The 15,881-nt window shown below is 55.2% G+C and carries 1 protein-coding gene; it reads right to left on the bottom strand.

What is annotated here, in order from left to right:
- Window positions 1–8: 8 nt before the first annotated feature.
- On the bottom strand, window positions 9–15,866 hold the full coding sequence (locus LBW89_RS12620) for a non-ribosomal peptide synthetase (protein WP_225039253.1): 15,858 nt from the start codon (window positions 15,864–15,866) through the stop codon (window positions 9–11).
- Window positions 15,867–15,881: the final 15 nt, after the last annotated feature.

Raw genomic sequence — 15,881 nt, forward strand, 5'->3', positions numbered from 1 at the left:
GGCAAAGATTACAGCTTCTTTTTCAGCTTTTGGGAAATCGAATCCAATTGTTTTTGCGTAAGTTTTTTGTACTGATAGTCCGTTGGTGTCACTTCCTTGGCTTCTTTACGACAGCAATGACGGATGATTTCGGTCAGATGATCCCTGTACCGGCGGGCCAGCCATTCCACCGTTTCCGTGTGGTATTGATGCCTGTTGTAATTCATGGTCATCGTGAACTGTTTGCCCGATACCATGGCGTTGAATTCCAGCTTATAGGCCTTTTCGATCCGCGCACCGACCTCGGGTCCTGTCGATAATCCGGACAATTCGAACAGATCCGTCCGGGCGACATCGTGGTCAAACTGCCCCAGGTAATTGAAGATGACCTCCGGTTTCAACCGGAATTCCAAGGGAAGCTCCGCGTTCGACTTTTTGACCGTTAAATACTTCATGATCTCATAGCCCAGTCCTTTGCCCGGGACCCTCCGCAAATCATCCTTGGTTCTTTTGATCAGCCCGGCCAAATCCACCGTGTCCGCCGAACCGAGCACGAACGGGAAGATCGAGGTAAACCAACCTGCCGTTCTCGATACATTCAGCCCCTTCACGATGTCTTCCCTGCCATGGCCCTCCAATTGGATCAGGACGGAACCGGCCCTCGCCCATTCCTGCAGCGTCCGGCTCAGAGCGGCCAGCAGGAGATCGTTGATCTCCGTGCTGTAGGCATGGTGGGCATCCGTTAACAGGCTGCGCGTTAAATCGGGGTCCAACGTCCATTGCATTTTGGCATGATCCCCGGCCAGATTCAACGAGATGGCGCGGTCGACGGGCAATTCAATCACGGGCGTCCGCTCAACGGCGTTCCAATATCCGGCTTCTTTCAGCAATCCGGCGCTCACGGCATACGCCGCGAGCCGCTCCGACCAGTCCTTGAAGGAATCGGTTTTGTCCGGAAGCCGAACCGGAATCCGCTCAAGCAATTGTTTATAGACCGTTGAGAAATCTTCCAGGATGAACCGCCAGGACACCCCGTCAACCACCAGATGGTGAATAATGATCAATAAATAATCTCCGGCTGCCGTGTGGTAAACGGCCAGTTGGCTAAGCGGGCCTCTTTCGACATGCAGCTTCGTCTGCAGCTCGGCCGATTGCCGCTCGATTTCGGCCCGTTCATCGGCAGATCCCGTTACATCGATCACTTGCAAGTTATAAAACCCTTGACCCTCAAGTCCTTCGTTGACTTGCACGACCCCATGTTCCTCCTGCCGGTATTTCATCCGCAACGCATCATGATGCTCCACCAAGCGATCGAAGGCCTGCGAGACGATGAGCGGATCAAATCCTTCCCGCCGAAAGAGCATCACGGAATGATTGTAATGGTGGATATGCTCCCATCGCTGTTCAAACAGCCGGCTTTGAATCGGAGTAAGCCCGACTTCCCCGGTCACCGGTTCCTGAGCGGTTTTGCGGGCCAGAGGCTGTACGTATCTGCCTAATTCCCGGATGGTCGGATACTTGAACAGATCTCTCATTTCCATTTTCAGCCCATGCGACATTAATCTTGAAGATACCTGCAAGGCCTTGATGGAGTCTCCGCCGCTTTCAAAAAAGTGATGGCTCGTCCCGATTCCCTTAACACCCAGGATTTCTTCCCATACCCGGACCAGGATTTCCTCGGCTTCATTCACCGGGGCCGATTCCGGATCGGATGGCTCCAATTCAATCACGGGCTCGGGAAGGACCTTAAGGTTCACCTTTCCGTTCTCGTTCAGCGGCATGTGATCGAGAAAGACGTAAGCGGAAGGCACCATGTAGGCGGGCAGCCTGGAGGCCAAATAGTTTCGTATCTCCGCCGCTGTCAGAGGTTCAGGCGTAACCGCATAGGCACACAAAAACTTGGTGCCGTCCCCGCCTTCCTTGACAGTAATCGCCACTTCCCGGATCCCCGGATGACCCGCAAGCTGAGCTTCGATTTCGGCCAGTTCGACCCGGTAGCCGCGGATTTTCAATTGGTGGTCGATTCTCCCGATAAACTCGATATCCCCGCCCGGCAGCCGTTTAGCCCGATCTCCCGTTTTGTAAAGCCGCTGCTCGGGGTTGAACGGATGGGGGACGAACTTTTCCCCGGTAAGCTCCGGCTTGTTCAAATAACCGCGCCCAACCCCGCGGCCGGCGACCGCAAGCTCTCCCGGCACCCCGTCCGGAAGCAAATTGCCGTAAGCGTCCAAAATATAAGCTTCCGCATGGAAGATCGGCCTGCCGATGACCGGCTGCCGTGAAAATGCCGGAAATCCGTCCAAATCAACCGAATGCGCAACACACCCGATCGTCGCTTCCGTAGGGCCGTAATGATTCAGGAACCGCGTATGCGGGTATCGCGCGAAATACCGCTCTACATCGGGAATCTTGATCTTCTCCCCTCCCAGTACGATGAGCTTCAGCGAATCCAGGGTTCCCACCGTGTCGAAGCGTTCATGGTTCACCAGCAGATGAAATAATGATGGCGTCGCCTTGATATAGGTGATTCGGTGCAGCGATATATAATCCAGCACAGACTGCGGATCCACAATATCCTGACGGTCAAGCAGGTGCAGTTCGCATCCGCTGACGAGCGCGGGGTACAATGCGGTATAGCAGAGATCGAAGCCGGCCGAAGAAAGCAGCATCGTTCGGTCCTCCCGGCCGATTCCCCGGCTCGTGACAAACCAATGTACATAATTCGTTAAATTCCGGTGTTCGATCATGACCCCTTTCGGCGTTCCGGTTGTGCCCGAGGTGTAGATAACATAAGCCAGATCGTCCTCACGGACAGGCATGTTCAAGTTAGACTCCAGACCTTCGGTCGTTTTAAGCTGATCCAAAAGGAAGAGCTGCTCTACGTTCTCCAATCCCGCTAAACTGTCGGCATACGTCAGCAGGAATTGCGAACCGCTGTCGGCCAGCATAAACCTGATCCGCTCTTGCGGAAATTCGGGATCAATCGGCATGTAGGCTCCCCCCGCTTTGAATACACCCAGCAATGCCGCCATCGTCTCGGGCCGGTTCTCCATCATGATTCCGGCTATGCCGCTTCCCTCCGAAAAACCGCTTTCCAGCATCATTTTCGCCAGCCGGTTCGCTTTCGCGTTGAGTTCGGAGAAACTCCATCTCTCCTCCCCATAAACCAAAGCAATTTCATTCGGCGTAAGCTGTGCCTGCGCTTCAAACCATTCGACGACCGTGGCGTATTCAGGCTGGGTGCCTGAGGCTCCACCCTCGCCTTCCTGACTAAGGAGGGCAGGCATTTGTTGTTCCGCCCTCTCCTCACCGGATAGCAGGGACAAGCGGGCCAATGCCAGATCCGGGCAATCCGCAAACGTCCGCAGCACATGAACCAAAAGCCGGGCAAACCGCTGCATCGTATCGGCGGTAAATAAAGCCGTGCAATAGACAAATTCCAGAAAAATATCGTCCTCCGTTACCCGGGCCAGCAGGGAGATATCGAATTTGGTCGAATTCAGGCTCAGAGGATACGGCTTGACGGATAAGCCCTCCACTTGAAAGTCGTCTTCTCCGGCATTTTGCATCGTTAACATCACGTCAAACAACGGGCTGCGGCTGAGATCTCTCGGAACCGCCAACGCTTCTACCAAGCTCTCAAACGGATACTGCTGATGGTCGTAAGCGTTCAAGCAGACCTCTCTGACTTCCTCCAGATAGGTGCGGAAGCTCTTCCGACCTTCCGGCCGGGTTCGCATCGCCAGCGTATTGACGAATACCCCCATCACCTTGCGCAGATCGGCATGCTCTCTCCCGGCGACCGCGGAGCCCACGATAATGTCCTCCTGCCCAGCGTACCTGGACAAAAGGACGCTGTAGCCGGCCAGCAAAATCATATACAGCGTCGTCCCCGTCTCATGGGCCAACCGCTTTAATTGGGCCGTTAGCTCACCGCCGGCCGCGGCCTCCAGCGCGGCTCCGTTCTGGCTTTGAACCTGGGGCCGCGGGAAATCGGCCGGCAGGTTGAGCACGGGCAGTTCACCGGCAAATTGCTCCAGCCAGTACTGCTTATGCTCCTCGTATGCCCCCTTGGCCAACTGTTCATTATGCCACACGGCATAATCTTTATATTGAATGCGAAGTTCCGGCAGTTCCCCTCCGCTGTAAAGCGTATTGAATTCCTCAATGAACACTTCGATGGAGGTGCCGTCCGAAATAATATGGTGCATATCGATCAGCAAAATATAATGGTCCACACCTTGTTGCGCCAGAGTGGCCCGGAACAACGGGGCCCGGCTTAAATCGAATGGGGCCGCAAAACGCTTGGCCATCCGGTGCAAGTCGGCCTCGTTCACCCATCCCGCATGTTCGACCTTAAACGGCGAGTCGGTGTGGATCATCTGCACCGGCTCCCCGTCGATCATTTGAAAGGAGGTGCGAAACGCTTCATGCCTTTGCATCAGAGCCCGGAAGCTCGCTTCCATTCTCTCAAGGTCCAGTTTTCCCGCGATTTCAAAAGCCGCGGTCATGTTGTAAGAGGTACCGCCCCCGTTCATCTGATCCAGCATGAACAAGCGCTTTTGCGCCGGGGACAAGGAATAGTAGCTTTGCGCCGCCGCGACGGGAATTTCGGCAAAGTCGCTGCGCTCCGCTTGCTGAATCAGCCGGGCTAATCCCTGAACGGTGGCATATTTGAAAAAGCTTCTCACCGGGATGTCCGCGCCCATTTCCCGATTGATTCGGGCAATCATCACTGTCGCTTTCAGGGAATGGCCGCCGCGTTCAAAGAAGTTATCGTAAATGCCGATTCGCGCTACCCCCAGTTCCTCCTGCCATATGCGAACCAACTGCTCTTCGATCGCATTTCCCGGCGGCACATAGGTCTCGTGCGAATGCTGGCCCGCTTCCGCTTCCGGTTCAGGCAAAGCCTTCTTGTCGATTTTTCCGTTCGGGGTCAAAGGCATGCGCTCGAGCGGGATAAAATAGGACGGCACCATGTACTCGGGCAGCGTCTTCAACAGACTTTCCCGAATCGATCCGAGCTCCGCCCCGGCCAGAGGCACATAATAGGCGCATAAATAGGCATTGCCCAGTTCATCCTCTTTGGCGGCCACCACGGACTCCTTCACCGGGAGCTGCCGGATCATCGTCCTTTCGATTTCTTCCAGCTCGATCCGGTACCCGCGAACTTTCACCTGGAAATCCGTTCTTCCGATGTATTCCAGGCTCCCGTCTTCCCTCCATTTCGCCAGGTCTCCCGTACGGTACATCTTGCGTCCTTCGGCGTGCGGATTATCGACGAATTTCTGTTCCGTCAAATCCTCCCGGCGCCAGTAGCCCGCCGCCAAACCGTCTCCGCCGATGCATAGTTCGCCGGGAACGCCGATCGGAACCATCTGGTCGCTTTCATCAACAAGATAAATTTGCGTGTTCGCAATCGGCCCGCCGATATCCACCAGCTTCTTGGCTGTCACCTCGCTGACGCAGGACCAAACCGTGGTTTCCGTCGGACCGTACATATTAAAAATTTTTAAATGAGGGAGTTCCTGCAGCCGGTGCAGCAAATGAACCGGAAGCGGTTCTCCGCCGAGCATGAGGTCTGTCGAATTTTGTAGAAATGCCATATGCGGATCGGCGGCCAGCAGCATCTTTAACCGGGACGGGGTCATCTGCAGCATTTCCACGCGATGATCCGCAATCAGACGGTGGAGTGCAGCGGGATCGAGCTGGTTCGCCTCGTTCGCAATGACGACGGTAAGTCCTTTGGCCAAAGGAACCCAGGTTTCCAGCACAAAGATATCAAAGGAAATCGTCGTTAGGCCCAGCATGCTCTTCCCGGGGACAAAGCTGATTTTTTGGGCCATCCCCTCGATAAAGTTATGAACCGCCCGGTGCGTGATCATGACACCCTTGGGATTGCCCGTGGACCCGGAGGTATAAATGACATAGGCATGATGCTCGGCCGTATGCATCTGCTCCAGTCCGCCGCTATTGTGTTCCGTTTCCCGATACAAACTTTCATCCTGCACGAACAGTGTGGTTACGCGGTCAGCCACCGGGTTGGTCAATCCCGGCTCGGTCAGCAACACTTCCGCTTCGCTGTCGGTCAGCATATATTCAATCCGGTCCGCCGGATAATCAGGATCAATCGGCAAGTACGCGGCTCCCGCTTTCAACACCGCTAACAAGGCAACGATCATATGGACCGAACGCGTAACCATGACACCCGCGATTGTTCCCGGCACGACCCCTTTGTTCCGAAGCGAAGAGGCAAGCCGGTCCGATTTCTCGTCCAACTGACGATAGGTATACGGCTCGCTGTTCCAGACAATCGCAACCTCATCCGGGGTGCGTTCCGCCTGCTGTTTAAACAGCAGGTCGACCGTCAACTCCAGGTCGTAGGTCATCTCGGTTGCATTAAAATCAACAAGCAGCTGCCGGCGCTCCTCTGCGGACAAAAGGTCGATTTGAGATAAACGCACATCCGCGTAGTTCGCCACGGCGCTTAAAATATTCGCATAATGGGACAGCATCCGCTCCGCTTTTTCCCGCTTGAACAGCGCGGTGCTGTAATCCAGGTGCAACGCGACGGACTTCTCGTCCCAGTCCTCGGCGCTCAGCGTGAGATCATAGGGCGACACTCCCGGATTGATCTCTTCCGGTTTAAAAGTCACGCCCGCCGCGGACATTTCCTCCATCTCCATGTTCTGCAAAATGAACATCGTATCGAACAGCGGATTCCGGCTGGTATCTCTCCGGATGTTAAGCTTGTCGACCAGCCATTCGAACGGGTAATCCTGATGGTCGAACGCACCGAGGCAACTGCGCCGGACCTCTTCCAAAAAGGCGTGGAACGTTTTGTCTTTGACCGGGTAACTGCGAATGGCGACGGTATTGATGAACACGCCAATCAACGGCTCGATGTCGGGATGATTGCGCCCGGAAACCGGAGTACCGACAATGAGGTCATCCTGCCCGGTATATTTGTGCAACAGCACCTTATAAGCGGACAGCAAGACCATAAACAGCGTCGTTCCGGTTTCCGCCGCAAGACGGCGGAGCCGCTCTGTCAGGCCCGCGTCCAGGACCAGGCGCAAGCGCTCGCCTTCCATGCTCAACTGACCCGGGCGCGGATAGTCCGTCGGCAAGTTTAAAACCGGCGGCTCCCCTTCCAATTGATGAAGCCAGTACGCTTCCTGCTTCATTATTTTTTGTTCGTCCGTCACGCGGTGCTGCCAAATGGAGAAATCGGTATATTGCACCTTCAACTCCGGCAGAACATGCCCTTGGTACAGTTCCACCAGTTCCCGCATAAATACGGCCATGGAATAACCGTCCGAGATCAAATGATGCGTATCCACAAACAAAACATGCTCCGTTTCGGACACCTTAACCAGCTCCGCCCGGAAAAGCGGGGCTCGGGTCAGGTCGAACGGCTTCATAAAATGCCGGAACCGGTCTTCCAAGGTTTCCGTTGGAGACAGCTCCGTGTACGGGATCTTCAGGGCAGCCGGTTCGCCGACCCGTTGGACGATGTCCCCGTTCTGAATTTCAAAGGTCGTTCTGAACACCTGATGTCTGGCGGCAATTTGCTCCAGCGCCTTCAAAATCCGCTCGCGGTCCAGCTTGCCCTGGAGTGTAATCCGGCCCGGAATATGATGGACCCATGGATTTTCATCAAGCTGCTCCAAAATATAAATGCGCTTCTGGGCGGCTGAAATTTCATAAGTATCCCGCCTCTCCTGCAGCGGAATCGGTTCGTACGAGTCTTCCGGGCCGCTGTCCAGCATACGCGCCAGCTGCCGAATCGTCGGTTGCTGGAACCATGGTCCGATCGGAATTTGCCTGCCGAACTCCTGATAAATTCGCGACAGCATCACGGTGGCTTTCAGGGAATTCCCGCCCAGGGCGAAGAAATGATCTTGCGCACCGATCTTCTCAACGCCAAGGAGCTCGCTCCAAATCCGGGCAATTCCCGCTTCCGTTCCGTTTAGCGGCTCGGCATTCCGCGAAAATGCAGCCGGTTCCGGCAGCCTGCCTACGTCAACGGCCCCATCTTCCAGCAGCGGGAACGACTCCAGCATAACCACATGGGTAGGGATCGCATATTCGGGCAGACGCTCTGTCATCTCGGCTCTTAGTTGTGAGGCGTCCCTTCCCGGGGAGGGAGCAATGTAAGCCATAAGTTCCGGCATATGTCGCCCGTCAACCACCCGAACCAGCACCCGAGCCTCTTCCAGACCGGGTAGCTCCCGCAGCTTCTCTTCCAACTGCGACAGATTGACGCGGTATCCGCGGATCTCTGCTATGCGTTGGGTCTCGCCGCAAATTTTCAAAGCTCCGGAAGGCGTGAACATCCCCAGCTTCCCCGAAGGTACCATGGCCCCCGCCTCCGGATCCGTTATGTGCAGCTCGCCCACAGCGCCTACGGGAAGCGGATGCCGGAAGGAGTCAAGAATATGTGCTCCATGCCGGTGACTTAGCTGCAAGACAAACCGGGACTGCTCCTCCGACATCAACGACAGCTCAGACACCTTCCGGGATGAATCCTGCGCCATGGCCAGCAGCAATTGGCGGTATCCTTCCGCCCAGAGCTCCATCACCCGGGGTTCGAACAAATCGGTGCTGTAATCGATATCCAATCTTAATTCCTGGTTAATCTCCGTCACGTTGAGAAACAGGTCATAATGCAGATGCTGTACCGGATAAGGGATCATTTCGGTGTCCAATCCGCTGAAGTTCAGGCGGCGTACCGGACGGTCCATATTGAATAAGATGTTGATGGCGGGCATATGCGCCCCTGGCATGCGTTCGACCAGGCTTGCCAGAGAATAGCTTTGATGCCGGTCCAATCGCTGCATAGCCAGCTTTACGGCATCCATGTAATCGGCGACGGTCTCGCTGCCGTTGATTTCCGTATACACCGGAAGCATATTCACGCAATTTCCTACCAGATGGGTTTCCCCCATATGGGATTGCCCCGCGGTCGGGATGCCGACGACAATTTGTCCTTGTCCGGCAAGCCGATGCAAAAACAAACCGTAAGCCGCGAGCATCGTGATGAATAAGCTGTTTTTGCTGCGGATGCTTAGCGCTCTCAACTCTTTCGTGATATCGCGATCAAGTGTTACAGTTTGTCTGCCGGCTTTAAACGTCTTCTTGACGAGATGTCCGCTCGGCGACGGCAGTTGCACGACGGGAACGGGCCGCTCGAATTGCGCGGTCCAGAACGCCGCGGCCTCATCGGCTTCCGGCTGCTTCAGCTTCCTTTCCTGCCACTGTAAATACTCACGGAACTGGACAGGCTGAGGGAGCTTAGGCCCGCGTTTCTGGCAGATAGCCGAGTAGGCTTCTTCCAATTCGCCGGCAAACACCGCAATGGACCAACCGTCAACGGCAATGTGATGAAACGTAAGTGCCAGGATCGATTCCTGTTCGGCCAGTTGAAGTACGGTAATTCTAAACAAAGGCTTCCCGGCATGAAGATCGAATGCTCGAGAAGCATCCTCGGCCATCCAACGATCCAGCTCGTCCTTGCCCTCGGCGCCGGAACGGCCGCGCAATTCTTGAACCTGAACCGGAACATGCGCTTGGGGCAGAATGACTTGGCATTCCCCGCTTGCATCGATGACGGTTCGTAAAGCTTCGTGGCGCTGAACCAGCAGATCTACCGCTTGCTGCAAGGCTACCAGGTTCAGCGCCCCCTTCATATGGAGCAAAACGGATTCGTTCAGGGAAGCGGAGGCGGGTCCCCCGGAAACGGAGGACATCCACAGCTGCTTCTGTTCATTGGATAACCGGACGCTCCTCCCTCCGCCGTCATCGTCCGGCGGCAATGGAATTCCCGGTAGAAAGCCGCCCCGCTGCAGATCGCCGACGCTCTCTTTTACAATGCGGATGATTTCGTCGATGTCTTCCTGAGTGTGCTCGGTGGACAGGAAACAGTTCCGTCCTTCCCACACATACAGCCCTTTATGAATCAAATGATAAAAGAACAGTTCAATGTCGCCAAAAGATACAAACCGGAACAACGAACCGAAATTCACCATATAAATCGGTACGTTGCCTGCTTTAAAGAAGGCGTTCAGCTCGCGGACGAACCTCTCCGTCTTGCTGTTCAATTCCTCGTACAACGCGGAGCCTTGCGATTCCAAAAAATCGATCGTTCTTAAGGCTACGCGCATCGTCAGCGGATGGGTGCAGAACGTTCCGCCGACGAACGTTTTTTGGGCGGCCTTCCGCGGATAGGAATCGTCGCCGAAATTCCAGGTCCCGCCATCGATCGGATCCATAAAATGTTCTTTCCCGGCCACGATCCCGATCGGCATTCCTCCACCCACCACCTTGCCGTACACCACCAGATCGGCCTGAACGCCGAACCAGGCCTGGGCGCCGCCCAGTCCAATACGGAAACCGGTGATGACTTCGTCGAAGATCAGCGCCGTTCCCGACTGGGAAGTAATCTCTCTGAGCTGTTGCAAAAACCGGCCCGGCTGCAAATCCGGCCGACGGCTCTGCACGGGCTCTACGAGCACGGCGGCCAATTCATGGGCATGCTTGCGGATCACGTCCAGGGTTTCGGGCTTATTGTAGTTCAACATCATCACGTCTCGGACAAAATTCTCCTGGATACCCGGTGCCATCGGCAGCGCCGAAGCTTCGTCCGATTCCGGATCGGCCACGCCCAAAACTCCGTCGAATGTACCATGGTAGGACCCGGAGAAGATGACGACCTTCGAACGTCCCGTTGCCGCTCTGGCCGTACGCAGCGACACCATGACGGCTTCCGTGCCGGAATTGTAGAAAGCTACGCGATCGACTCCCGTGATCCGGCTGATCCGCTCCGCCACTTCCCCGGCCAGGTCCGACATCGGACCCAACGGCGGCAGCGTAGGGGACGAGCCCGCTTTCATTTCCGCCACGAGGAAATCCGGGTTATGGCCCAGCAGATTCACACCGAATCCCATAGTTAGATCAATGTATTCATTTCCGTCCACATCCCACATCCGCGACCCGGAGGAACGCTCGGCAATGATCGGATATATCGCCTCTTTCCAGTAGGAGCGGAAACCCGAAACATTGCGGTTGTTGGCGTGCACATAACGCGTTCGCTGCGTATAAGCTTTGGACCCCTGCGTTCTCCTTGCATACTCCGAGAGGAAGCGGTCGAGATACTGCCGCTGCATCTTGGTAAACTCCCCGGCCTCTCCAATGATCATCGGTTGATAAGGGATGAACGGCTTCGGCTCCTGCGAATCTTTCTCCGCTTTAGCCGCGATTTCCGCTTTGGCCGCAACGCCCGCTTTGGCTACCGGAAGAGCCGTGTCCTCCGGTCTGATCGCCGCTATCTTTTCGGCGTCATCGACTTTTCCCGGCTTCACCCCCGGGACCACACGAAGCTGCTGCGCGCCCCTTTGGGACATGCTTTTCTTTCCCGCGCTTCCGCTCAGGAGCTCCAACTGCTGTCCAAGGATATCGGCCACACTCCGCTGTTGAAGGCTCATCAGCTCGATCTGCCGCGCCAGAATGCGCTCCAATTCCGTGCTCTCCGCAGCGGGAACCGCCCACTCCCCGGCTTCCACGGAAACCGCCGCCGCGGCTTGAAGCTGCTGATCCTCCGCTTCCCGAAGCACGGATTGCTCCTCCCGTACCGGTTCATCCCGATGTTGAGGAGGCTCCGTCCGAACCTCCGGCTGCGGATCTCCATTTTGGATAATATACGCGGTCAAACTTTGTACATTGGTAATGGAATCGAAAAACCGTTCGATCGCAATATCCAAATGGTACACTTCCTCAATCTCCTTGCGAATCCGCACTAGCATGATGGAGTCCAGTCCCATTTCCAGGAAATGCGCGTGGTCGTCAATCTCCGTCAAGTCCAAACCCGAGGCGGCGCTTATCATTCGCTTCACTGCATGTTCCACATCGTCCGTCAAGCTGGTCGTTTCCGTCATCGTCATCGTCCACTCACCCTGATTCGTATTCGAGTACTTCTCCGTTGTCCGGAGCTTCGCGGGATCAATATCGATCCAGCAGCGTTTGCGTTCGAAAGGATATAACGGCAAAGGGACCCTCTGGGGGGAAAGCTCGGCATAGAGCTGGTCCCAGTCGATACGCGCTCCTTGAACATACAGCTCGCACAAGCGTTCAAGCCGAAGTCCCCGGGCTTCCGTATCTCCCGAGTCGCTCTTGGATACGATGGCCGCCGCTTCATCACTGATTCGGGCCAATTCCGTTTCCGTAATTTCACCGGGCTTCCGTTCCCGTCCCCAATCCGAAACGACCCTGTAAACGCCCCGGTAGACGCCCTCTTGTCCTGCATCGGCCAAAAGGTCGGACAGCTTGCGGGACAGTTGTTCCCGCGTTTGGCACACAAGAGCGATTCGATGCTCCAGATGGGCTCGCCCCGTCCCTGCCGTGTAGCAAATATCGGCCAAGGTCTGATGCGGGTACAGATCCAAATGGTTCACGTACCGTTGCAGCAGTTCCCGAAGGGAGCCTTCCGTTTTGGCCGATAAAGCAAACACCAAGTCTTGCCCTTTCTCTTGAACAGGCGTTTCCGACGCCGGATCGACATATTCCTCCATCACCACATGACAGTTCGTTCCGCTGAAGCCAAACGAGCTGACTCCGCATTTGAGCGGCAGTTCGGACTCATCAAACGGAGCGAGCTCCGTATTAATATAGAAAGGCGACTGTTCCAGGCGGATGTTTTTGTTCGGCTCTTTGAAATGAATCAGCGGCGGATTTTGCCGATGCTTCAGCATGAGCGCCGATTTAATCAAACTGGCGATTCCGGCCGCTTCGAACGTATGGCCGATGTTTGCTTTTACGGAACCTAATGCGACGAACTGTTTCTTGTCCGTATACCCGGCAAAAGCTTTTTCCAGCGCGGAAAACTCCACGGGATCGCCCAGTTTCGTCCCCGTTCCATGAGCTTCAATAAACGCCAGGTCCTTGGGGTCCAATTCCGCATCCCGCCATGCAGCCCGGATCACTTCCGTTTGCGAAACCGGGTTTGGCGCGGTAATCCCTACCGTCGTCCCGTCCTGATTTACTGCGCTGCCCTTGATCACCGCATAGATATGGTCTTTGTCCTCCACGGCCCGACTCAGCGGCTTCAATAATACCGAAGCGACCCCCTCGCTCACCCCTGTCCCGTCGGAATCCGCGTCAAAAGTTCGGGTACAGCCGTCTCCGGATTCCATATCCAATCCTAAAGACAGGGGCAGCAGCGATGTTCGGACCCCGCCGGCCAGCGCCATTTCGCATTCGCCCTGGCGAATGGCCTGGCAGGCCATGTGAACAGCGACCAAAGACGAGGAACAGGCCGTGTCCACGGTAACCGCCGGGCCTTTTAAATCGAGGAAATAGGCGATACGGCTGGCCAAAACGGACGGCAGATTCCCCACGATATAATTGGAAATCCGTTCCGGCTCATTTTTGGAAATCAGACGTTCGTAATCGTATCCTACCTTTGAAAAGCCGGCGTAGACTCCCACTTTCCTGCCGCGCAGTTTGTCTCCCGCATACCCCGCATCCTCCAGGGTTTGCCAGGCTTGCTGCGTAAACAACCGCTGATTCGGGTCCATCAGTTTGGCTTCGTTGGGGGAAATTTTGAAGAACGCATAATCGAATTTATCGATTTCCTTCAAATAGCCGCCGGGTCTAAAGTCGGATTCCTGGCGCTCCAGCCCGATGACCGACAAATAGTCCTTGGCGTCCTCCCGCCGGTTCGCCTGAAGTTCGCCGATTTGATGGCGTCCTTCCGCCAAATTCCCCCAATACTCCCGGAGTGTCGCCGAGCCCGGCAAATAGACGGACATGCCGATAATGGCGATATCCCTGTCATCGCGCCTGGATGTTCCGGCTCCCTTTGCTTCCGAAGTTCGGAGCAACGTTTCTTCCGTCTTCAGGTATTTGGCCAGAGCGGCGATCGAAGGGTAGGCGAACAAATCGGCGACCGCCAGCTTGATCGCGAATTTCTGTTCGATCCGGTCGGCCATTTGTGCCAGATGCAGGGAGCCGGCTCCCATTTCAAAATAACTGTCACGAATGCCGATCTCGTCTTTTCCGAGCACCTCACGGCATATTTGTTGAATATCCCGCTCGATTTGCGTTTGCGTAAGCTCCGGACCGCGGAATTCCCGCAATTCCTCCGTTCGCTCCGTTTGGTCCGCCTTGCGGACCCGTGCCAACTCTTCCATTTCCCGGGATACCTCGATAAACTCGCCGTCCCTATACAGCTGGGCAAGCTTATAGCGCTGCACCTTTCCGCTGGTCGTCTTCGGCATTCGCTTGATCGGCACGATATCGGCGATTTCCCAGCCGCCGCGTTCGTTCAATAGCCGCTTAAGTTCACGTGCGATGGGATAAAATTTATCCAGTTTTCTTTTGGAAACGACAAACAGCACGATCTCTTCCTTCTTGAGATCCTTGTTGTAGACCCCGCAGGCCGCCACCCGGCCGAGTTCCACGCCGTCCACTTCCTCGGCGATCCGCTCCACATCATGAGGATACACGTTCTGTCCATTAACGAAGATAATATCCTTCGTCCGCCCGGTAATGACCAGCTGACCGTTGCGGCGGAATCCCAAATCGCCGGTTCGTACCCAGCCGTCCGCCGTCAACAATTTTCCTGTCGCTTCCGGATTGTTGTAATAGCCCCGGGTTACGTTGGGTCCGCTGATCTGGATGTGGCCTATCGTCCCCTCCGTCAGTTCAACATCTTCCTCGTCGCAAATCCGGAACTGACAATAGTCTATCGCATAGCCGACCTCGACAAATGAGAGCGCATGGGCCGATTCCCGGTCCACCTCAACGACCCGGTTCCCCAGGTTCAGGTGCCGGCGGTCCACATAGACGGTCACATATTCATCCTCCACGGGGGGAAGGGCAACACCTACTGAGGCCTCAGCCAGTCCGTATACGGTACACATCGCCGTCCGCTTCAAACCGTAAGGAGCCAGCGTTTCCAAAAAGGCGTGGCACAGATCGGTGGAAATCGGCTCCGCTCCGTTATAAATAATGCGAATCCGGGATAAATCCCAGGAATCTGCCTTTTCCGGTTTAAAGAACTGAAGAAAATACTTATAACCGAAATTCGGCGAGGAGATGATGCTTACCCGGTGCTCGCTCGCTTTTTTGATCCACAAGAGAGGTTGTCTTATAAAAAGGGACGTCGGAATGATCCATTGATCCAAATTGGCGGTTAACGGAGAGATGTGGTTGCAAATCAGTCCCATATCGTGCGTCAGAGGCATCCATTGCAAATAGGAGTCTTCCGCCGTGATTTTGGAACTGTTGAGTATCCCGCAAACGTTGTGAATCAAGTTTTGGTGCGTCAACATAACCCCTTTGGGATCGCCTGTCGATCCTGAGGAAAATTGAATAAAGGCGATTTCGTCGGGATGGGCGGTATGGAGTTTGGGGTCGTATGATCCGGCAAATACCGTCTCGTCGTCAATAAGAGTTACGTTTCCGCGGATCTTATCGAATAAATGAACTTGTCCGCTCTTCTCCGTAAAGGTCTCCAAATCCAGCAGAATTCTGGAATCGGACAGCAGATAAGGGTCGTTCAGCACCTCCCAGATGCGAAACACCTTGCTTTTGTGCTCATCATTGTTGCCCGTGCTGACGGGGACCGGGATCATGCCGCCAAGGATGCACGCCCAGAAAGCCGTAACGAACCGGCGGTTGTCCTCGATTTGAAACACGATTTCCCGCCCGGGGCTAACCCCCTGCTGCTGCAGGTATCCCAGGAATCGGCAGGACTCTTCATACAGCTCCTTATAGGAAAGGCGAACCTCCTGATCCTCACCATCAATGAACGTAATGCCTCGATTTTCGGATGTTCCTCTCTCTTTCATGACGTCGGTCAGACTTGCAAATTGCTTGGTGTACACCCATTTCCCCCCCAA

The sequence above is a fragment of the Paenibacillus sp. alder61 genome, from assembly GCF_020179875.1.
Taxonomy (GTDB): domain Bacteria; phylum Bacillota; class Bacilli; order Paenibacillales; family Paenibacillaceae; genus Fontibacillus; species Fontibacillus faecis.